Source organism: Microvirga sp. P5_D2 (genome assembly GCF_054049475.1).
The window spans coordinates 1-22084 of sequence record NZ_JBFUMH010000027.1 but is presented as its reverse complement, the minus strand read 5'-3'; the positions used below and the strand labels follow the sequence as shown (position 1 = coordinate 22084).

At 62.3% G+C, this 22084-nt stretch carries 16 protein-coding genes; 8 read left to right on the top strand and 8 right to left on the bottom strand.

The window, feature by feature from the left end:
• Positions 1–56 precede the first annotated feature (56 nt).
• Positions 57–833, top strand: coding sequence for an ABC transporter permease (locus ACXJKO_RS10265; RefSeq protein WP_457090989.1), 777 nt, complete (start codon positions 57–59; stop codon positions 831–833).
• A complete protein-coding gene (locus tag ACXJKO_RS10260; protein WP_457090988.1) occupies positions 830–1621 on the top strand; it encodes an ABC transporter ATP-binding protein in 792 nt (263 codons plus the stop codon). Before ACXJKO_RS10265 ends, ACXJKO_RS10260 begins: the two co-directional genes overlap by 4 nt.
• Here the strand turns inward: ACXJKO_RS10260 and ACXJKO_RS10255 are convergent, their stop codons facing one another.
• The 3 genes from ACXJKO_RS10255 to ACXJKO_RS10245 all read right to left on the bottom strand — a co-directional run bounded on the left by ACXJKO_RS10255 (position 1622) and on the right by ACXJKO_RS10245 (position 4313).
• The gene (locus ACXJKO_RS10255) at positions 1622–2566 is read right to left on the bottom strand and encodes a pirin family protein (protein WP_457090987.1); all 945 of its coding nucleotides are present in this window, start codon (positions 2564–2566) and stop codon (positions 1622–1624) included.
• A gap of 105 nt (positions 2567–2671) precedes the next feature.
• A complete protein-coding gene (locus ACXJKO_RS10250; protein ID WP_457090986.1) occupies positions 2672–3292 on the bottom strand; it encodes an alpha/beta hydrolase in 621 nt (206 codons plus the stop codon).
• A gap of 88 nt (positions 3293–3380) precedes the next feature.
• Positions 3381–4313 carry a ring-cleaving dioxygenase gene (locus ACXJKO_RS10245; RefSeq protein ID WP_457090985.1) on the bottom strand — a complete coding sequence of 311 codons (933 nt, stop codon included), beginning with the start codon at positions 4311–4313 and terminating at the stop codon, positions 3381–3383.
• A 193-nt stretch (positions 4314–4506) separates the two neighbouring features.
• Here ACXJKO_RS10245 and ACXJKO_RS10240 point away from each other — a divergent pair, with 193 nt between their 5' ends.
• From ACXJKO_RS10240 to ACXJKO_RS10220, 5 genes are all read left to right on the top strand, one after another.
• Positions 4507–4944 carry a DoxX family protein gene (locus ACXJKO_RS10240; protein WP_457090984.1) on the top strand — a complete coding sequence of 146 codons (438 nt, stop codon included), beginning with the start codon at positions 4507–4509 and terminating at the stop codon, positions 4942–4944.
• Positions 4945–5012: 68 nt separating this feature from the next.
• The gene (locus ACXJKO_RS10235) at positions 5013–5969 is read left to right on the top strand and encodes a LysR family transcriptional regulator (RefSeq protein WP_457090983.1); all 957 of its coding nucleotides are present in this window, start codon (positions 5013–5015) and stop codon (positions 5967–5969) included.
• Positions 5970–6143: 174 nt separating this feature from the next.
• The gene (locus ACXJKO_RS10230; RefSeq protein WP_457091011.1) at positions 6144–6821 is read left to right on the top strand and encodes a hydrolase; all 678 of its coding nucleotides are present in this window, start codon (positions 6144–6146) and stop codon (positions 6819–6821) included.
• Between the two features lie 172 nt (positions 6822–6993).
• On the top strand, positions 6994–8865 hold the full coding sequence (locus ACXJKO_RS10225) for an amidohydrolase (RefSeq protein WP_457091010.1): 1872 nt from the start codon (positions 6994–6996) through the stop codon (positions 8863–8865).
• 11 nt (positions 8866–8876) lie between these two features.
• Positions 8877–10508, top strand: a complete 1632-nt coding sequence (locus ACXJKO_RS10220) for an MFS transporter (protein WP_457090982.1) — start codon at positions 8877–8879, stop codon at positions 10506–10508.
• 34 nt (positions 10509–10542) lie between these two features.
• Here the strand turns inward: ACXJKO_RS10220 and ACXJKO_RS10215 are convergent, their stop codons facing one another.
• From ACXJKO_RS10215 to ACXJKO_RS10195, 5 genes are all read right to left on the bottom strand, one after another.
• Positions 10543–14850 carry a translocation/assembly module TamB domain-containing protein gene (locus tag ACXJKO_RS10215; protein WP_457090981.1) on the bottom strand — a complete coding sequence of 1436 codons (4308 nt, stop codon included), beginning with the start codon at positions 14848–14850 and terminating at the stop codon, positions 10543–10545.
• Positions 14850–16838, bottom strand: coding sequence for an autotransporter assembly complex protein TamA (locus tag ACXJKO_RS10210; RefSeq protein WP_457090980.1), 1989 nt, complete (start codon positions 16836–16838; stop codon positions 14850–14852). Before ACXJKO_RS10210 ends, ACXJKO_RS10215 begins: the two co-directional genes overlap by 1 nt.
• A gap of 181 nt (positions 16839–17019) precedes the next feature.
• Complete coding sequence (locus ACXJKO_RS10205) at positions 17020–17676, bottom strand: dioxygenase family protein (protein WP_457090979.1); 657 nt, start codon at positions 17674–17676, stop codon at positions 17020–17022.
• 82 nt (positions 17677–17758) lie between these two features.
• Complete coding sequence (gene fdhD / locus ACXJKO_RS10200; RefSeq protein ID WP_457091009.1) at positions 17759–18571, bottom strand: formate dehydrogenase accessory sulfurtransferase FdhD; 813 nt, start codon at positions 18569–18571, stop codon at positions 17759–17761.
• A 2-nt stretch (positions 18572–18573) separates the two neighbouring features.
• Positions 18574–20886, bottom strand: a complete 2313-nt coding sequence (locus ACXJKO_RS10195) for an FdhF/YdeP family oxidoreductase (RefSeq protein ID WP_457090978.1) — start codon at positions 20884–20886, stop codon at positions 18574–18576.
• Between the two features lie 553 nt (positions 20887–21439).
• Here ACXJKO_RS10195 and ACXJKO_RS10190 point away from each other — a divergent pair.
• The gene (locus ACXJKO_RS10190) at positions 21440–21895 is read left to right on the top strand and encodes an Lrp/AsnC family transcriptional regulator (RefSeq protein ID WP_457090977.1); all 456 of its coding nucleotides are present in this window, start codon (positions 21440–21442) and stop codon (positions 21893–21895) included.
• Positions 21896–22084 lie beyond the last annotated feature (189 nt).

The window sequence follows — 22084 nt, the reverse complement described above, 5'->3', positions numbered from 1 at the left end:
TCCTTTTCACCATGCGCTCCGGGATTACAGTCTCGGCTCGCCAAGCAGATCACTCAATGCCTCGTCCTCTCGAACCCGTCAGCCAAGGCAAGCGCATCACGCTCGGCATTGCCTTCTTCGTTCTGTTCTTCGCAGCCTGGGCCTTCGCGACCCTCGGCGGCTTCGTTTCGCGCACGTTCCTCGCCGATCCGATCACCATGCTTCAGGACGGCTGGCTGCTGCTGACGCGCTTCGACTTCATGGGTGATATCGGCATCACGGTCTGGCGCGTCGTCGGCGGTTTCATTCTCGCCACGATCATCGCCGTTCCCATCGGCATCATGATGGGGGCCTACAAATCCTTCGAGGCGTTCCTCGAACCTTTCGTGTCCTTCGCACGCTACCTGCCCGCTTCCGCCTTCGTGCCGCTCCTCATTCTCTGGGCGGGCATCGGCGAGATGCAGAAGCTGCTCGTCATCTTCATCGGCTCGGTCTTCCAGATCATCCTGATGGTGGCGGTTGCCGTCGGCAACACGCGGCGCGATCTGGTGGAAGCCGCCTATACGCTCGGCTCCAGCGACCAGGGTGTGGTGCGGCGCGTGCTTATCCCAGCGAATGCGCCTGAAATCGCGGAAATCCTGCGCCTCGTGCTCGGCTGGGCCTGGACCTATGTGATCGTAGCGGAACTCATCGGCTCGTCCTCCGGCATCGGCCATATGATCATCGACAGTCAGGCGCTTCTCGCGACAGGCCAGATGATCTTCGGCATCCTCGTGATCGGAATCATCGGCCTCATCTCCGACTTCCTGTTCAAGGCGCTCAACCGTTCGCTCTTTGCCTGGAGGCTCGCATGAGCAGCACGATCCTCCAGATCGAACAGGTTTCGCGCGTGTTTCCGGCCGTGCGTGGCGGCGAGCCAGTGCGGGCGCTTGAACCTACGAGCCTGCAAGTCGCGCCGAACGACTTCATCACTATCCTCGGCCCGTCCGGCTGCGGAAAGTCTACTCTCCTGCGCATCGTGGCAGGGCTCGACCGCCCCAGCGCCGGACGAGTGCTTCTCAACGGCCGCGAGATCAAGGGACCGGGTGCCGACCGGGGCATGGTGTTCCAATCCTACACCCTGTTTCCCTGGCTCACGATTGCCGAGAACATCGCCTACGGCCTGCGCGAAAAAGGCATACCGAAATCGCAGCGGCAGGACATTGTTGCCTCTTATACCGAGAAGGTGGGCCTGCGCGGTTTCGAGAACCATTATCCCAAGCAGCTTTCGGGCGGCATGCAACAGCGCACGGCCATCGCCCGCGCGCTCGCCAACGATCCAGACATCCTGCTTCTCGACGAGCCCTTCGGCGCGCTCGACAACCAGACCCGCGGGTTGATGCAGGAATTGCTGCTCGGCATATGGGAACGTGAGCGCAAGACGGTTCTCTTCGTCACCCACGATATCGAGGAAGCGATCTTCCTGGCCTCGCGCGTGATCGTCATGACCGCGCGTCCCGGCCGGATCAAGGCCGACATCCCTGTCGGCCTGCCGCATCCCCGGCATTACAGGATGAAGACCACGCCCGAGTTCTCGGAACTGAAGGCCCATCTCACGGAAGAGATCCGCGTTGAGGCCATCCAGGCCGATGCGCCTCATTAATCAGGGATAGTCGACCGGCGGTGGCGGCGGTTCGGGCAGCGGAATGAACTCTTCCTCATCGCCCGGCACCGTATCGAAGCGGGCAGCCTTCCAGTCGGCCTTAGCCTGCTCGATGCGGTCCTTGCGCGAGGAGACGAAGTTCCACCAGATGTAGCGCGGACCGTCCATCGGTTCGCCGCCGAGCATCATGAACCGGGCGTTGCTGCGCGCCTTGATCGTGATGCGGTCACCGGGACGAAACACTAAAAGCTGGGCAGGACCGAAGACATCGCCCGCAATTTCGATTTCGCCCGACACGGTATAGATCGCCCGCTCATCGTAATCGGGATCGAGCGGCAGAGAGGACCCCGCCTGGAGAACCACGTCGGCATAGAACATGGGGCTTGAGGTCTTCACGGGAGAGCTCGCGCCGAGGATGGAGCCTGCGATCACGCGCACGGTCTTTCCATCGCCGTCGAGCACCGGCATATTGCCCGCATCGTAATGCACGAAACCGGGCGTCGTTTCCTCATCCTGTGCGGAGAGCGCCACCCAGCTCTGGATGCCGAAGAGCTTCGAGGCCGTGCTGCGCAGATCCTGCGGCGTGCGCTCGGAATGCACGATGCCGCTCCCGGCCGTCATCCAGTTGAGTTCGCCGGGACGGATGGGCAGCTCCGTTCCAAGAGAGTCGCGGTGCATGATCTCGCCGTCGAACAGGTAAGTCACGGTCGAGAGACCGATATGCGGATGGGGCCGCACGTCGATACCCGATCCGAGCAGGAACTCCGACGGGCCCATCTGATCGAAGAAGATGAAGGGGCCGACCATTTGCTTCTGGGCGGAAGGGAGTGCGCGGCGCACCTCGAAGCCGCCGAGATCGCGCGCACGAGGCACGATCACCATGTCGATGGCCTCGCATGCAAGCTTGTCGCCGGGCTTCGGATCGTCTGCTGGATTCCAGCTCATGAGATTTCCTCCTTACCTGCGCGGTTCTGCGGATTGCTCATAATGGGCAAATGAGAAGACCGTATGTTCATGGAAATGGGCGGGGAGCATTCCCCGCCCATACCGTTACAGCTTATCGATCCACGCCTTTGCAAGCGCGACATCGGTCTGCGAGAGCCCATGGCCGGTCGGCAGCATGTGATGCTGGACGATTGCACCATCGGCCTTCAATTGCGCAGCAAGGCGCTGGGCATTCTCCGCCGGCACGATCGGATCCGACATGCCGGACGTGATCAATATCGGCTTTCCGTGAAGATCGGCGGAGGGCGCGTTCTGCAGCGGCACCATGGCCCTGAACAAAGCAGCACCTGCGAGAGCATCCGGCCGCAATTGCAGCACGGCGGCCGCGATGTTCGCGCCGTTCGAGAAGCCGACGGCGATGGGCGCGGGCAGATCGTAGACCTCTCGCATGTCTGCGATGAAGTCTGCGAGCTCGTTTGCACGCAGGCGCAGATCCTCCTCGTCGAACACGCCTTCGGCGAGACGGCGGAAGAAGCGCGGCATGCCGCCTTCCAGCACCTTGCCCCGTGGCGACACCAGCGCCGAGCCGGGAGACAACATGCGCCCGAGCGGCAGGAGATCGTCCTCGTTGCCGCCGGTGCCGTGCAGCAGCAGAAGCGGCGGACGGCCCGGCTCGGAGGCAGGAATGAAACGATGGAGGAACGAGAGTTCGTTCTTGGTAATCATGGGAACCTCGGATCGGGCTTGTCGCCCTGCTCAAATCTGATGTGCCCTCGCCACCCGGCACGTGCGGGCGACGAGGGTCGTTATTTCGTCAGGCCACCTTCGGCAGGATGTCCTCGATGGCGCCTCGGCTCGCTTCCAGGAAACGCGGAAGCTTCAGCTCCTGCCCCAGCGACGTCGCGGGCTCATCGACCGCGAAGCCGGGAGCATCCGTTGCGATCTCGAACAGCAGGCCCCCAGGCTCACGGAAGTAGACGGCCCGGAAATAGTCGCGGTCCTTCTGCTCCGTGGTGTGGATGCCGTGGTTCTCGGCAAGCCGCTTGACCATCTCCGCCTGCACCGCATCGTTCTCCGCACGGAACGCGATGTGGTGGACCGTTCCCGCTCCGGGGCGGCCACGCAGGAAGCCGCCGGCCTCACGCAGATCGATGATGCCGCCGAACACCGTATCGCCCGCCTTGTAGCGAACGAGCGTACCCTCGCGGGCGATCTCCGTGAAGCCGAACACGTCCGTCAGGATCGCGCCGGTCGGAGCGGCCTTGTCCAGCAGCAGGCTGGCGCTGTGGAAGCCGCGGATCGCGTGCTCGGCCGGAACATCGCCTGTCGTCCAGGCGGGCTCGTTCTCGATGCCGGGCACGCCCACGAGCGCCAAGCGCATGCCGTCCGGATCCTTGAAGGACAAGACGGTCTCGCCGAAGCGCTTTTGCGGCAACTCATGCGGCACGCGGTTCTCGATGAGACGCTGCGTCCAGTAGCTGACAGAGCCTTCCGGCACGCGGAACACGGTCTCCTGGGTTTCCCCGATGCCGAGACGGCCGGGGGCCGCATGCTCCCAAGGGAAGAAGGTCAGGATAGTGCCAGGCTGTCCGGCCTCGTCGCCATAGTAGAAGTGATAGGTGCCGGGATCGTCGAAATTGACGGTCTTCTTGACCAGACGCAGCCCAAGCATACGGGTGTAGAAATCGAGGTTGCGGCGGGCGGGACCTGCGATGGCAGTGATGTGATGAATGCCGTTCTGACGCATTGTCGTGTCCTCTGAAGTGGGGGGCGATCACCGCCCCGGCTGCATCAGAGATAAGCCGATCCGAGCCGGACGCCACGCCCTTTCGATTGCGCCCGTGCAATCTCAAGACTGCATGATAGGCGATTGCATTGCACGAGAGAAATCATCAATTCTGTCGCCAACGGACCACATCCGGTCCTGGAGGACCTGACCCATGATCGACAATCGCCTTGCTCCCTATGGTGCTTTCACCATCCGCGCTGCCCTCGGCATCATGTTCATCGCCCATGCGTATCTGAAGATCGCCGTGTTCACGGTGCCGGGCTTCGCCGGCTTCCTCGGACAGATCGGCTTCCCCGGCTTCCTCGCATGGCCGATCATCCTTGCCGAACTGATCGGCGGCATCGCCATCCTGACCGGTTTCTATGCCCGCATCGTCTCGGTCGTGCTTCTGCCGGTCCTGCTCGGCGCGGTTCTCGTCCATGCTCCGAACGGCTGGGTGTTCAATGCGCCCAACGGCGGCTGGGAATATCCCGCTTTCCTGGCAGCGGCTGCCCTGGCTCACATCCTGATCGGTGACGGTGCTTTCGCCCTGAAGCCCGTCACACTGCCAAATGCATCCGAGCCTGCCCTGCGCCCTCGGATCAGCTAAGAAGATTGCCTAGCAAGCTGCCGGTGCCAAAGCTGCGCCGGCAGCCTGCATGTTGTTGGGAGGGTGCCATGGGCGAACCGTTCAAGAATCTGGCCTGGGACGATTTTCGCCTGATCAAGGCGATTGCCGATGTCCGCAGCCTGCCGGCAGCCGCCGCACTTTTGGGCATCAACCATTCCACCGTCTTCCGCCGTCTCGGACAGATCGAGGAGGCGCTCGGCGCCAAAATCTTCGAGCGCCATCGCAGCGGCTATACCCTCACCACGCCCGGCGAGGAGATGGTCGCCCTCGCGCAGCGGGTTGATGAAGACATCACCGCCTTTACCCGCAAGATGGCGGGGCGCGAGATCGCACCGGCCGGCGAACTGCGCGTCACCACCAACGACTCGCTTCTGGTGCATCTGCTCACGCCGCTTTTCAGCAAGTTCCGGGAGCAATGCCGCAATGTGCGCCTCGATGTGGTGCTAGCCAATCAGGAGCTGAACCTATCCAAGCGCGATGCCGACGTAGCGATCCGCGCCACGGATAATCCACCCGAGAATCTGGTGGGCCGTCGCGCCGCAACCATCGCCTGGGCGCTCTATGGACGCGCCGAGGATTTCCCGCAGCCTGACGGCATCAGCGAAGAAAGTCTCTTCGAGCGCGAATGGGTGTCGCTTGGCGACAACCTCGCCGCCCTCAAAGCCGTGAAGTTCGTGCAGGAACATGTTCCGCCGGAGCGGATCGGCTATCGCGTCAACACAGTGCTGGGATTGGCGGAAGCGGTCGAGCAGGGGCTTGGGATCGGTCACCTCCCCTGCTTCATCGGCGATGTGCGGCCCGGCCTCGTTCGCCTTGGCGCGATCAAGCCGGATTTTGCCGCCAGCCTGTGGTTCCTCACCCATCCGGATTTGCGGCAATCACCGCGTGTTCGCGTGTTCCTCGACTTTCTCGCGGAGGAAATCGGATCGCAGCGCAAGCTTCTCGAAGGGCAAGGCCGGGCATCGCCATCCATGGCTGAGGAAAACTCTCCTCGACCTCAATGATTGTCGTCACAACAACACTCTATGACGAGGTGTCATTCAGTCTTGTCATGAAAGATTTGCATCGCCATCCTTCAACGGCAAAATTCGCTCAACCCTGTTTAAAGTTTTATCCGTTTTCTCTGCGCAACCAGGGAATGCCCTGAGCATTCGAAAGGAACAGGACCAATCATGTCCATCAAAGCATCTCCCACACCTGGCTCAACGCTCGTCAACCCGACCGACCACGCACTGATCCTCATCGATTTCCAATCGCAGATGTCGTTCGCGACGAAGTCCATCGATGCAGTGAACCTGCGTAACAATGCAGCCTTGATTTCCGAGGCCGCTGCCGGCTTCAAGGTTCCGACAATTCTGACGACCGTCGCCGAGAAGAGCTTCTCCGGCCCCATGTTCTCCGAGATCACGGACGCATTCCCCGGTCAGAAACTTCTCGACCGCACATCCATGAACACCTGGGAAGATGCGGCCGTCATCGAGGAGGTCAACCGGATCGGCAAGACCCGGCTTGTGTTTGCAGGCCTCTGGACCTCGGTCTGCATCGTCGGCCCTGCGCTATCGGCACTCGACCAGGGCTTCGAGGTTTATGTGATCACCGATGCATGCGGCGATGTCTCGACCGAAGCGCATGAGCGTGCCGTAGAGCGCATGATTCAGACCGGCGTCCGCCCGATGACCTCGCTGCAATACCTGCTGGAGTTGCAGCGCGATTGGGCTCGCACCGAGACCTACGACATGACCACGGGCATCGCGAAGAAGTTCGGCGGCTCCTATGGGCTCGGCATCATCTACGCAAAGTCCATGTTCGGCGCCAGCGAAGGCGGGCACAGCTCCTCGGCCGTGGCTGCGGAATAACGATCATACGAGGCAGATGCGGTAGAACTCTACCGCATCTCGTCGGCTTAGCACTCAGCGGCCGCGAACGAGAAGCTGGTATGTCATGACTTACAATCGTCGCACGATTGTCGCCGGGCTCGGTGCGTTCGGAGCCGGGTTTGCTCTTCCCAAAGGCTTGGAGGCTCAGATGATGAACACGTCAACCGACCTGATCCTGTTCAACGGCAAGATCACGACACTCGATCGTCAAAAGCCGGAAGCCTCGGCGGTTCTCATCCGCGACGGGCATTTCGTCTCTGTCGGAGACGATAGTGAGATCATGCCGCTTGCCGAGCCGGCCACGCAGCGGATCGACTTGAAGGGGCGGCGCGTCATTCCGGGGCTGATCGACAGCCACATGCACATCATTCGCGGTGGCCTCAACTACAATATGGAGCTGCGCTGGGATGGCGTCCGCTCCCTCGCTGACGCCATGCGGATGCTCAGAGAGCAGGTGGACCGAACTCCTGCCCCACAATGGGTGCGCGTGGTCGGCGGGTTCACCGAGCATCAATTCGCCGAGAAGCGCCTTCCGACTCTGGAAGAAATCAACGCGGTCTCACCCGACACGCCCGTTTTCATCCTGCACCTCTACGACCGCGCCCTTCTGAATGGGGCCGCCCTTCGTGCGGTCGGTTATACCAAGGACACGACGAACCCGCCTGGCGGCGAGATTCAGCGGGATGCGAACGGCAATCCTACAGGCCTCCTGATCGCAAAGCCCAATGCCACGATCCTTTACGCGACTCTCGCGAAAGGCCCAAAGCTGCCTCCCGAGTACCAGAAGAATTCATCGCGCCACTTCATGCGCGAGGTGAACCGGCTCGGCGTGACCGGCGTAATCGATGCCGGCGGCGGCTTCCAGAATTACCCGGATGATTACGCGATCATCGAGGAACTGCATCGTGAAGGAAACCTCACGGTTCGCCTCGCCTATAACCTGTTCACGCAGAAGCCGAAGGAAGAACTCAAGGATTTCGACACCTGGGCGAAGAAGGTCAAGCCCGGTCAGGGCGACGATCTCTATCGTCATAACGGCGCGGGCGAGATGCTGGTTTATTCCGCTGCCGATTTCGAGGATTTCAAGGTCGAGCGTCCCGAGATGCCGCCATCCATGGAGGGCGATCTCGAACCCGTGGTGCGCCTCTTGGCCGAGAACCGCTGGCCCTGGCGGATGCACGCCACCTATAACGAAACGATCACGCGCGCGCTCGACGTGTTCGAGAAGGTGAACCGCGATATTCCCTTCGATGGCCTGCACTGGTTCTTCGATCACGCCGAGACCATCGACGACCGCAACATCGACCGCATCGCCGCACTCGGAGGCGGCATCGCGGTTCAGCATCGCATGGCGTTCCAGGGCGAGGATTTCGTGGAGCGCTACGGCGACAAGGCGGCCGAGCGCACACCACCGATCCGCCGCATGCTCGAAGCGGGTGTGCCGGTCGGCGCGGGTACGGATGCAACGCGCGTGGCCTCTTACAATCCGTGGATTTCCCTGTCCTGGCTCGTTACCGGCAAGACGCTGGGCGGATTGACGATGTACCCCGCAGCCAATCGCCTCGACCGCGAGAGCGCACTGCGCTTGTGGACGGAGGCGAACACCTGGTTCTCCAATGAAGGGGGCAAGAAAGGGCAGATCAAAGCTGGCCAACTGGCTGATCTCGCGGTGCTCTCCGACGATTACTTTTCGATTCCCGAGGATACGATTCAGGACATTACCTCCGTTCTCACGCTCCTCGGCGGCAAGCCGGTTCATGGTGATCGCGAATTCAAGGATCTCGCGCCATCCCTGCCCCCGCCCATGCCGGACTGGTCGCCGGTGCGCACCTATGGCGGTTATCAGAAGCGTGCCGAAACCGATAACGAACGCAAATATGCCTTCGCGGCGGCCGCATGCGCCTGTGCCATGAGTTGTGGGGTGCATGGTCATTCCCATGCCAACGCCTGGGGCGCGAGCCTGCCGGCATCCGATTCGCGCTCGTTCTGGGGCGCTCTCGGCTGCTCGTGCTGGGCATTCTGACGGAGAACACAGTGACTGAAGCCCAAAGCACAATTTCCCAAGGCACGACACCTCCTCCGCCCGGCACCTTCGCACCCTTGCGCCATCGCCTGTTCGCGGTGATCTGGATGGCAACAGTTCTTGGCAATGTCGGCACATTCATGCGCGATGTCGCCTCCGCCTGGCTCGTCACGGAGATTTCCGCTTCGCCCGCCGCCGTCGCGATGATCCAGGCGGCCGGCACTCTTCCGGTCTTCCTCCTGGCCATTCCGGCAGGCGTGTTGTCCGATATTCTCGACCGCCGCCGCTTCCTCATCCTGATCCAGATCGGGCTCGGAATCGTCAGCAGCCTGCTGGCTCTCCTCTCCTTCTCCGGTGCTGTCACCGTGGAGAGCCTCATCATCCTTACCTTCCTCGGCGGTATCGGCGCGGCTCTCGCAACGCCCGCGTGGCAGGCGATCACGCCGGAACTCGTTCCGCGAACGGAGATTAAGGGCGCGGTGGCGCTCAATTCGCTCGGCATCAACATCGCCCGTTCCATCGGTCCCGCCACGGGCGGTTTCATTCTCGCAGGTTTTGGCGCGGCGGCCGTCTATGGCCTCGATGTTCTGACCTATGTGGTTGTCGGCATTGCCCTGCTCTGGTGGCGGCGGGCGGCCGATGCCGATGACGGATTGCGCGAGCATTTCGGCAGTGCGCTGCGGGCGGGCCTGCGCTATGCCCGCGCCAGCGGCGACCTTCATCGCATCCTGTGGCGAGCGGTGCTGTTCTTCGCCTTCGCCAGCGCGGTCTGGGCTCTTCTGCCCATCGTGGCGCGCCAGGAGATCGGCGGAGGACCGGGATTCTACGGCCTGATGCTCGGCAGCGTCGGTGCAGGCGCGATACTGGGCGCGGTGCTGCTGCCACGCATCCGCTCACGGCTGGGACAAGACCGTCTCGTGCTCGCCATGACGCTGGTGACGGCCGGCATGACAGTGCTTCTGGCGTTGACGAACTTCGAGGTCGTGGCGATTGTCGCAACCTTCGTACTCGGCATTGCCTGGATCGCGATGCTGACCACGCTCAACAGCACCATGCAGGCCATTCTGCCGAACTGGATCAGAGGACGCGGCCTCGCGATTTATCTGACGGCGTTCAACGGCGCCATGGCCGCCGGCAGCCTCGGCTGGGGCTTCCTGGCGCAGGCGATCGGCACGGATTCGACACTGATCGTCGCCGGCGTTGCTCTCGCCGCCACCGCACTCATTGCCTATCGCGCACCTTTGCCGGGTGGCGAGGGAGACCTGACGCCATCCATGCACTGGCCTGAGCCGGCCATGGCCGAACCCGTCGCACATGATCGTGGTCCGGTGATGATTACGATTACCTATCGCATCGCGAAATATGATCGCGCTGCCTTCCTGACCGCGCTTGAACGCCTGTCCGAGGAGCGCTGGCGCGATGGGGCCTATGCCTGGGGCATCTCCGAGGATGCGGCGGAGCCTGAGCACATCGTCGAATGGTTCTTCGTCGAATCCTGGGCCGAGCATCTGCGCCAGCACAAACGGGTCTCAAAGGCGGATGCCGACCTCCAGGCTGAAGCGCGCCGCTTTCATCGAGGTAGCGAGCCGCCTGTGGTCAGGCATCTCCTGGGTCTCAGCAGGCGGGATGTCATGAAAGCGTAGAAGCGTCGAAACAGCATCGACACTTCTCACTCATTCAATACTCCATCTCGAAGCCGAGGCCGACCGAGGTTCCTCCCTCAGCATCGACCGCGCCTTGCGCCTTGAGACGGCGGGTGAGATCCACATCGACCGTGACGCCGCTGTCCTCGGGCCGCGCTCCTGCGCGCACGCCGACGCGCACATTGTCGCTGATGTAGCGGGAAACGCCGACTGTGGGGTCGCCGCTCGCGCCCAAATTTATATCGAGCCCATCGACGCCAAGCGACCGGCGCAAGGCCTCGAAGGCATCCGAGCCGGTGCCGCCGGAGAGCTGCGCCACGGTCTGTGCGAGCTGCAGCGCCTGCCCGGCGGAAAGACCGCCGGAAGGGCGCTGGAACAGAACACGCGAGAGGATCTCGTCCTGAGGCAGATCGGGACTTGAGCTGAAGGTAAAATCCGGTCTCGATGCAGGCCCGGTGACGCCGATGCGTGCAGTCACATCGCCCGCCTGGGTTTCCGCCAGGAAGTCCAGAGAGGGCGTCAAATCTCCCGTGAAATCGAGACGCCCGCGCACGAAGTCGATCCGCTTGCCGATGAGATCGAGGCGGCCGCGCCGCAGCTCGAAAGCGCCGATGGCGATGGGATCGCTCGATGTGCCCTGGAGGCGCAAATCGCCACCGAGTTCCGCATTGATCCCGCGACCGCGCACGAAGATTCGGTTCTGCGCCGTGATGGTGAGATCGAGCTCGGCGTTGAACTTCGGCCCTCGTGACGTCGATGCCTGTTGCCGCCGCGCCAAGGCGAGCCGCGCTGCGGCCGCAGGCGGCGGCTGGACATGCTTCGTGCCCGGCAGGGGTCGCAGCGTCGTCGGCAGACGGTCCGGCACGGAGACGTTCATCGTGATGATATTGACGCTGCCCGCAACGCGCGGCCTGCTCATGAGCGGGCCGGACAAAGCGAGATTCAAATCGGCAGTTGCATCCACGGTTTCATTCGAAACGAGCTGGGCGCGGTTGCCGGTGATGCGCAGATCGGCGGGCATTCCTGCTGCCGGATCGATCGTCACCTGTCCTCTGACGGCAAGGGAGCCGCCGTTGCGGGTGCTGGCGCTGAGACTCTCGATGGTCACCACCTGCCCGCGCGCGGCAAAACGGCCGTTGATGTTGCTCAGCTGAATGCCCTGGAGCGAATCGACGAAGCTGCCGCCCGAGAGCGTAACCGAGCCCTGAACCTGCGGATCGGCGGTTGCGCCGGTAATCGAAAGATCGAGATTGGCGGCCCCTGTCACACGCTGCCCCCCAGTCGAGAGGAACGCGTTCGCGACAGCCAGATCCGTTCGCCCTGAAACGCGCAGGGCCAATTCGCCCGTCGCATCGAACGGAGCGCTGCCTGTGATCCGCAACGTGCCGAAACGTCCCGCGGCCACATTGGCATCCACCGTCGCACGCTGGTCGGCAATCCGTCCCTCGGCATCGATGTTGAGAGGCGGAAGGCCCGCTTGACGGGTTTGCGGGGTTGCGAGACCCGTCACCCGCAGATCATAGGTGCCGCTTAAGTTGCTCGCCTCGCCCCGGATCGTGGCATTGCCGTTCACGCTGCCTGCGAGGCCGAGATTGGGAACGGCGATCTCGGCCACCTGAAGCGGCAGATTACGCACGTCCACCGCGAGATCGAACCGATTGCCGACGGCGCCGGAGACGCCGATGCGTCCCTGGTCTGCCGCGACCACCAGATTGCTGATGGTGGCGACGCCGTTCTGGAGCAAGATGCTGGCGGGCTGAGCCAGGGCGAGACGCCTGCCGCCCCGCCGCGCCGTGAAGCTGGCGAGATCGATGCGGATAGCATCACCCGGTACGACCGTTCCCTGAGCATCGAGATCGAAGCCCTGGCCTACGGCGGAGGCGGTGATGCGCGATGCATTGGGCGTGCCTTCTGCCGTGAGACGCACCGTCCTGAAGGTCTGGCCGCCTGCGGTCAGCGCATCGGCCTGGATGTTGCCATCGATCACGGGCCGCGCGTAGAGATCGAGCACAGAGAGGCGCACCACAAAATCTCGCACCGCCACATCGGCGGCAGAAATGCGCGAGCCATTGGCAACGACAGAGACATCCTGTCGGCCATTTTGAGCGCTCAGCGAAATCTCCGCATCGACCTCGCCATCGAGCTTGGTCAGAATCAGGGGCGTGAGATCGTCGAGATTGCGGGCCGACAGGGAGATCTGCCCCTGCGCCAGATCATCTGCGCCGAGACGGAGATTTCCGTTCAGGGCGACGGAGCCGATATCGATATCGAGCCGGTCCAGAAGCCATCCGCCAACCGTTGGTCTCGCCAGATGAAGGCTGCCCGTCGCGGGCTTGTCGTCAACCCGGCCTTCGAGGGTGAGATTGGCATCGAGCGCGCCTGTCACATCCTTGGCATCCACCGCCAGCACAAGGCGCGGGATCGGCCGGTTGAGCGCGCGCAGATCGGTGAGCGTCGCCGTGGCCGTCACATCGGGCCTCTCGAGCGAGCCTGTCAGGCGCGCCGCCACGTTGGCCCGGCCCGCGGTGATGCGCGGGTCCACATGGCGAAGTTCGTCGATGGTGACGTCAAGGCCCAGAGCAGCGGCGCTTTCCGTCGCGCGCCCGTCGATGCGCGCGTTCAGGTGCGTGCCTTCGAGACGGAAATTCTCGAACGCGAAGCCACCGGGCACCCGGCGCATGATGCCGTTCGCCGTGACCGAGCGTCCGAGGAGGCCATCCAAWGCCGGTGTTCCGGTCGAGAGCTCCCGCAATTGCGCATTGACGGTCGCGGCAATGTCGGAGCGTCGCGGATTGCCGGTGAGGGCCGCCGTGAGCGAGGCCGAACCGCGCAGCGTTCTGCCCGTGATGCCGGAGAACGGGGCAAGCGCCGGGATTTGCGCCTGAAGATTGCCATCCAGAATCGTCGAACCGACTCGGCCAGTAAAACCCGCCTGGGCCGTAGATGTTTCAAGACGGGCATTGTCGACGCTGGCGACTCCATCACGGTCGAGGGTGCCGTTCGCGGTCAGCGCCAGGGTCGGCCCCATGGCGCGGGCGAGCGCCTTATCCGCGGGCTGAATTCCGCTCGCTCGCGCATCGACGGCGAAGGAAAAGCGGTCCGGCGGAGCCGCATCATTGACCGGGTTCATAGCGACGCGCGCGGTCAGGGCATCCAATGCGCCTTGCGGCAAGCGCACTCCGGCGGCATCGAGCGAACCGTTGATGCGGGGAGCCGTCAGCGTGCCCTGCACGGTTCCGTCGAATGCGAGACGGCGGATCTCGGCGTCGCCTGCGCGGGTCGTCGTGCCATCGGTCGGCAAGGCGCGAGCCTTCAAGGTCAGATCGAGCGCCTGGCCCGCGCTGACCGTTCCTTCCAGGTCGAAACTTGCGACATTCGACGTGATGCGAACGGGCTGGAAGCGCAGCGCGCCGTCATCGCCCACCGTCACATTGCCGACGAGTTTCGTGACGCCTGAGAACACCGGGGAGACCGGTGCGGGCAGAAGCCCTTCGATCCTTGCATCGAGATTGGCGGCAACCTGATAGGCCGCGCCGTCACGCCTGACGGTCGTGGTGCCCGCAGCTCCGATGGTCGGCCCGGCCGCGAAATCGAGGCGCGCCGCGAAATTGCTCAACGGGCCTTCGCCGGCCACTTTCAGATCGACGGGTGGCAGGCCCGGCAGGTTGAGCAGGTGAGCGGCAATACCGCCCTCCGGCTCCTGATGATTCAGGTCGAGGGAGAGACGGTTCGTCTGCGGCAGGTAGTTCAGATTGATCGCCAAACGTCCCGCGGCATCGAGACGCTGCGCCGCGAAATTGAGCTTGAGCCCCTCAGCCGGATCGCCGAGATTGGCAGAGCCTTCAGCTGAGAGCCGTGCAGGCGTGCCGAGCACTGGCTCGCCCAGTGCGAGTTCCTTCAGAAGGAATTTCTCGACGATCACCTTCACTGGCAGTTCGGGGAAAAGCGGCTCATCCGATACGGCGGCTTTTTCTTCTTCCGTCGAGACCGGTTTTCTCGAAACTTGCAGACGATCGATTTCGAGTTCGTTGACCTCGAGTCGCCCGCGCAGAAGTGCGGTCCGGGTCCAGACCAGGCGGGCCCGGTCGAGCGTCAGCCATACACCATCGCGGTCGGCGATACGCACATCCCTGATGATCGCATTCGACGACAACGCGCCATCGATGCCGCCGATGGTGACCTGCGTGGACGGCGTTGACAGCAGGCGCGAGATCAGGCTCGCCAGAGCGCTCTGGTCGCTTTGCGCGCGGCTGGGAGAACCGGACGCCATCCAGAGAACGCCGAGCGCCAGAACCAGGGCGGCGGCGATGAAAATAGAGGTGCGGCGCAATGTTTTCATCATCAGAACGCCTGTCCGATGCCGATATAGATGGCGAAGGAACGGTCATCCCCCGGCTCGCGGCGGATCGGTTTGGCTACGTCGAGGCGGATCGGGCCAATGGAGGTGTAGTAGCGCAGGCCCAAGCCCGCGGACACGCGGATGGTGTCATCAAAGTCCGGATAGCTCGATTCAAAAGCCGTGCCGGCATCGATGAAAGGCACGATGCCGATGGTATCCGTGATCTTGATCCTCGCCTCGACAGATCCCTCCAGCAAGCTTCGTCCGCCGATGGGTTCACCCAGGAATTTAGGGCTCAAAGTGCGATAGCCGAAGCCGCGCACGGAGCCGCCGCCACCCGCATAAAAGCGCCGGTTGGCCGGAATATCCTCGAGATCCGAGCCGACAATCGAGCCGAGGCCGAGACGGCCGGCGAGCACATAGCGGGATTCTTCATCGAGCGAGAAATAGGTCGACGCCGTACCCTTCGCGACGGTGATGGGAACGGAGGAGCCCAGAAATTCCGGGTAAGGCGTGACCGATGCGAGCACCTTGATGCCGCGCGTCGGATCGAGCGGGTTGTCCGTGGAATCGTAGGTGACGGAGAGCGGCAGGCCTACGAGGGTGTAATCGACCTGCCCGAGAATATCCGAGGCCTGACCCTTCTCGTACTCGATGCCGCCCTGGATCGCGAACTTGTCGCTGAAGCGGTGACGGATGCCTGTCGTGACGTTGACGCGACGGCTCGTATAGCTCTCCGTGCGGTCRCGCTCGACGAGGGCATCCGCGAGGAAGTCGTTGCGCGTTCCCCAGAGAGCGGGCTTGAGGAAGCTCGCGGTGAAACGGCCTCCCAGATCGTTCCAGTCGAAATCCTTATTCTTTTCGTCATCCGGCACGCCACCATTCTCGGTGAGATAGAACACGCTACCTTCCAGACGCAGCCGCTCGGCGCCTCCGAAGAGATTGCGATGCGCCCAATAGGCGCGCACCGCAGGACCATCGGTGGTGGAATATTGGACCGAGGCACCGATCACGCGCGGCTGCCGCTCGGTGATATCAACGAAGAGCGGGAGATTGCCATAAGCATCGAGAGTCTCCGCCTCGCGGATGCGCACGGAGGACAGTGCCTCGATGTTCAGGATCGATTTGCGCATCGAGGCGAGGGCCGCAGGCGAATATGGGTCGCCCGGATCGGTATAGATGAACGAGCGTATCACCGCCGGGTCGACATTTTCCGTGCCCCGCACCATGATGTCGCCGATGCCCGCGCGCGGCCCCACATCGACGGCCACGGTAATGTCCATGACCTGGGACGGGTGTGTGACGACAGGGTCCTGCCGGGTCACCTTCGCGAAGGGGCGCGATTGGGCCCGGAAATGATCGACAATGCGCGCCTCGGCGGCGATGATGTCGGCACCCCGTGCCGGGTCGCCGGGCTCGATCCCGACAACGCGGGGCGGCAGCTCGCCCGGTGCAAAGGGACGGCCCGTTCCCGCATCCAGAACGGTTATGTTGCGCAGGACGAATTGCGGACCGGGATCGACGATCACCTGGACCGGCACGAGCGCGCGCGCGGCATATACGGAAGCGGCGCGGATCGCCGCTGCGGATCCCGGCTGCTGCAGCGACAGCGGCATGCCCGCCACCGAGATGGCGACGCGGGCATTGTAGTACCCCGCTCCCCACAGGGCATCGGTCAAACGCGGCAGATCGGCCTCTGCCCGGCGCACCAACGACTCCGCATCCGGCGGAGGATCGTCTGTCAGGCTGCGAAGGGTCGAGGCGTCCTTGAGAGTTTGCACCACACTCTTTTCGTTGCCCGTGACCGTGAATTCGAGGGAGTACGGGAGAGAGGTGGCATTGGGCGGCGGCGGCTTGTCTTCGCTTGAGCCAAACAGGCCGAAGAAATCAAACGCAGTGGCAGGCGGAATCCACAATCCACCGGACAACAGTCCTGCAAGGACGACCAGCGAAGTGTATTTCCCGGTTCCCGACCATACCTTTTGAGCCACGTTTCCCCTAACTACTCGTTACAAATTATGATCTGTGCAATTCCCCTGACTTTGCGTCCAAATAGGGCGAAATCGGGGTCAGGCACCCGCCCTTCGCCACAATCCACATCCGAGGGCGTCATTCAAGCGCTATAGGTGCAATAAAATTTTGTATCGATTGTGAATGTCGGTCGCGATAGCGCTAGGCGGCCACCACGATGTCGAAGCGTCCGGTCAGGGCACCGGGCTCCGACGATTGCCCCGGAACGAGCGGAACGATCACGGAGCGGCGGGCGCTCGCATCGCGGATGCCGTTCAGGACTCCATCGCGCGCGTTCTGAGGCTCGCCCTCGATATACATCTGCGTGATGAGACGCCCCTGCCCCGGCAAATGCACGGCAAAATGGATGTGCGGCGTGCGACCGGGATAAGGCACGGGCCGGATGGTGCGGAACGAGTAACGGCCGTTTCCATCCACCTGCGTGCGGCCGTAGCCCTGGAAGGCATTGTCGATGCGCCCCTGTCCTCCGGCACGCGGATGACGGTAGATGCCATTGGCATCGCATTGCCAGATCTCGACAACGCTTCCCGGCTTAGCCTGTCCGCGCGTATCCGTCACACGGCCAGAGACATGGATGAGCTGTCCCAGCGCCCGTGCGCTCTGGCCCCTGACGAGGACGAGGTCATTGTCCATGTCGGGCGGAAACTCGACGGGGTAGAAAGGCCCTTCGGTCTGGCCGGGCGTCACGACAAGCTCGGCCGCCGTCAGAGTTTCCGGGATCAGGGTTGCCGCACCCAGAAGCCCGGCATTGATCAGCAAGGACCGCCGGCTGAGATGGACGGAGGAACGGATGATCATCGAAGCCTCCGGTTCAGGCGAAGAAGGCATCAAGCATAACCCAGCCGTGCTCTCATGCCACCCGATAGGGGGCAATGTCGCGCTAAAGTGATTGCTGCATCAAAAGACGGTCTGGATGGGTAAACACCTCGAAGGAATCGCCACGCGCGATTGCCACCAGGGTGATACCGCACCCCTCTGCGATCCTCACGGCCAGAGCCGTTGGCGCCGATATGGCGACAAGGATCGGCGCGCCCATCCGAGCTGCCTTCTGGACCATCTCCACCGAGACGCGGCTCGTGAGCAGGACGATCCCATCGGAGCATCGCTCAGAAGCTCCCGCGAGTGCGCCCGCGAGCTTGTCGAGCGCATTGTGGCGGCCGACATCCTCACGAATGGCGACGATGCCTTTCTCCAGTTTCCAGAACGCCGCCGCGTGAATGGCGCGCGCCTCCCGGTTGAGACGCTGAGCCAGCGAGAGATCGATCATCGCGGCAGAGATGGAATTCGCAGGCAGGCTGAAGTCGCTGGTGATTAATTGCGCGGGACGCGTTGCCTCGGCCAGGGATTCCACCCCGCACAAGCCGCAGCCGACAGGGCCGGCAAGCGCGCGTCTGCGGACCTGATAGGTTTGTGCGCACCGATCCGAGAGGTGCATGCGGATTTCGCAGCCGCCCTCGTGTTCCACGATTTGCATGGAAACCAGATCGCCGGGATCGGAGATGACACCTTCCGACAGGCTGAAACCATAAGCGAAATCCTCCAGGTCGGAAGGGCTTCCCATCATCACCGCATGGGTCGATCCGTTATAGGTGAGTGCGATGGGCGTTTCTTCCGGCACCGTGCGCTCGCCTGCGGATGAGGTGATCCCGACCACGCTCATTCGCGGCAATCGGATGACGGGCGGCTGATGCATCGTCATTCCGCAGCCTCCGGGAGCTGCTCCTCGGAAAGCGTGATGCGGATCGGGATCGACTTCGCCGCCGGCAYCTTGCTCTTGTCAGCATGGTGCCACACGGGGATCAACGGGTTGCACTCCGGAAAATAAGCGGCACAACAGCCCTCGGGAATGTTGTAGGTCACCACTCGCAGGCCTCTGACCCGGCGGATCACTCCATCATCGACTGCCGTCGTGAGCGTGACGATATCCCCCTCCTCCAGGCTGAGACGGACGATGTCGTCGCGGTTCATGAAGATCACCATGCGCGTGCCCTTGACCCCTCTGAAGCGGTCATGAAGGCCATAGATCGTCGTGTTGAACTGATCGTTGGAGCGCACGGTCATCAGTTTCAGGACATCGCGATGCGTCTCGGCAACTCCGAGGTCGACTTCGAGAGTCTTCGGTTCGATGAAGTTCGCTTTTCCGGTCTTGGTCTTCCACTTGCGCTCGCGCGCCGCATTGGGACGATGGAAGCCGCCGGGCGTCCACATGCGTTCATTGAAGCCACGAAAATCGTTCGGGTAGGTTTCCTCGATGGCATCTCGAACGCGCGCATAATCCGCGACCCAATCGTCCCATGGTACGCGCGGGTTCGGCGGCAATGTCGCTTTCGCGAGCTCCGCGACGATCTTTGGCTCGGAGAGAAGATCGGGACTGGCCGGCTTCGCGATGCCTTTCGAGCCATGAATGCAGGCTGTGGAATCCTCCACCGCAACAGCCTGAGGCCCGGTTTCCTGCTCGTCAATCTCGATGCGCCCGAGACACGGTAGGATGTAGGAGATCTCGCCGGGGATGAGATGATTGCGATTGAGCTTCGTGGAGATTTGCACGGACAGGCGAATGTTCGCCCAGGAATTCTCCAAAGCCGCCGTCTCCGGAGCCGCTCTTACGAAGTTTCCACCAAGGGCGACGAAGGCTTTCACCTCGCCCTTGATGATGCCTTCGCAGACCTCCACCGTGGTCATGCCCTTCCAGCGCGGCGGCTCGAAGCCATATTGCTCCTTAAGCTTGTCGAGAGGCACGAGTTCCGGCTTTTCCGAAATGCCGACCGTGCGCTGGCCCTGAACATTCGAATGGCCGCGCACGGGGCAGATACCGGCTCCGGGCCTGCCGATATTGCCGCGCAGGAGAAGCAGGTTCATGAGCATCTGCACGTTCTCGACGCCCGCCTTGTGTTGGGTCAGGCCCATGCCGTAGATGGCCATCGCGGCGTTCGCCCGGGCATAGGTGGTAGCGGCTGCTTCCAGGGCTGACCTGGTCAAGCCAGAGCGGCGCTCCAGTTCCGGCCACGATGCATCGCGGGCTGCTTTCGCGAATTCCTCGAAACCGTGCGTATGTTCGGCAATGAAGGCGTGGTCGAGGATCGGCTTCCTGCCTTCCGACCGCGCGCGGTCGTCGGCTTCGATCAGGATCTTCGCCATGCCCATGAGCGCCGCGATATCGCCGCCGATCTTCACCTGATAATATTGCGACGAGATGCGCGTTTCCGCGCCGGTCAGCATTTCCGTCGGCGCCTGCGGATTGGTGAACCGCTCGAGGCCCCGTTCGCGCAGGGGATTGAACGCGATAATGGGAACACCGCGTTTTGAAGCCTCCTGAAGTGGATGTAGCATGCGCGGGCTGTTCGTGCCCACATTCTGTCCGAAGAACAGAATGCAGTCTGTCTGCTTGAAATCATCGAGAACCACGGTGCCGACAGGCACGCCGATGCTCTCCGGCAGGGCCACCGAGGTACTCTCGTGGCACATGTTGGACGAGTCCGGCAGATTGTTCGTGCCATAGAGCCGCGCGAACAGCGCCCACATATAGGAGGTTTCAAGCGACGCACGACCGGAGCAATAGAGCACCACCTCGCGCGGATCGAAGCCTTTTAGCTCATCTCCGATTTCACGGAATGCCTCTTCCCAACTGACCGGAACATAAGTGTCGGAAGCCTCGTCCCAGCGCATGGGATGCGTCAGGCGACCCGCCTCTTCAAGCTGATGATCGGACCATGTCCGCAATTCCGAGAGAGTATGCTCCGCGAAGAATTCCGGCGTCACGCGCTTGGTGGTGAGCTCCCACGCGGTCGCCTTGGCGCCGTTCTCGCAATACTCGAAAGGATGCGGCTCAGCGGGCTTCGCCCAGGCGCAACTCACGCAGGCATAGCCATCAGGCTTGTTCTGTTTGAGAAGCAGCGCGTTGCCGCTAATGAGCCGCTTTTCCTTCGCCAGAATGCTTTCGACAGAGCGAACGGAACCCCACCCCCCTGCCGGACCGGGATAGGGCTTGATCTTCGGTTCGTCATTCATGTCGGCCGCTCTCCCGCTCGCCGCGCATGCGACGATTGACTTTAATTAAGACAATGATCGGGAAGCCTGACCGTTCCAGGAGTGAGCTTGGCCCTCCAGGCAAGCCAGGCACATGCCGGGCAACGCAAGGAGGCTCGAAAGAGCCGCATCGTCACTTCAGGATATCCACTTTGACGGAGGGCTTCTCCTCGTCAAAGTTCAAGACGTGGCTGATTTCGCGCTGTCAGGCGCTTTCCGGTCCAGCAACAGGCACGATATTCAATCCTCTATATAGAACACTTCCGCCTGCCTACATTCGTGAACATCTGAATCTCTTTGCGTAAATCGCCCAACTTAAGGGGGAATTCCGATGGATGAAGCGGCTTGCGGACATAAATCGCGTGGCCACTTGTTCTTTATAAAGAACAAGCTTACGATGGCCTCATGAATCGTCGGTAGATGCTTCGAGCCGCCTGCCAACAATGTGCCATGTCATTTTGAATCGACCGAATGCGATGGCGCGGGGGGTGACCGCCTTGTCGTCTTATTGGATACCTTCTCGCTGGAACAGCAAATGGACGCTATCGACCTGAAAATCCTGGCATTGCTTCAAGAGGACGGAACGATACCGATTGCGGCGCTTGCGCAGAGGGTCAACCTCTCGCAGACACCGTGCTGGAAACGGGTGCAGAAGCTGGAAGCCTCGGGAACGATTCAGAAGCGCGTGGCGATCCTCGATCCTGAAAAGGTTGGCCTTGGCCTGACGGCCTTCGTCTCCATCGAGACCTCCGACCATTCCGGGCAATGGCTGCAAAGTTTCGCGGAATTTGTCTCATCCATACCTGAAGTGATGGAATTCTACCGCATGGCGGGCGATGTGGATTACATGCTGCGCGTTGTCGTGCCCGACATGCCTGCCTATGACCGCTTCTATAATCGATTGATCGAAACGATCCCTTTGAAGAAGGTCACGTCGCGCTTCGCGCTGCAACGGGTCAAGGCAACGACAGCCTATAGCTTGAGCCAGTAGGCGTAATGTGTGATGCTAAAGCATCGGACGGTTAAACGGACGCATATCCGGCAGCCCTGAGGAAGTTCCAACACTCGTGCGGCTCAAACAAATCGCAGATGTCGCCGAGGGCGCGCCAGAGCGCGTCGAACGTTCGCGCCTCGGCCTTGCGCAAGTGTGCCTTGATCTTGGCGAAGGCCTGTTCAATGG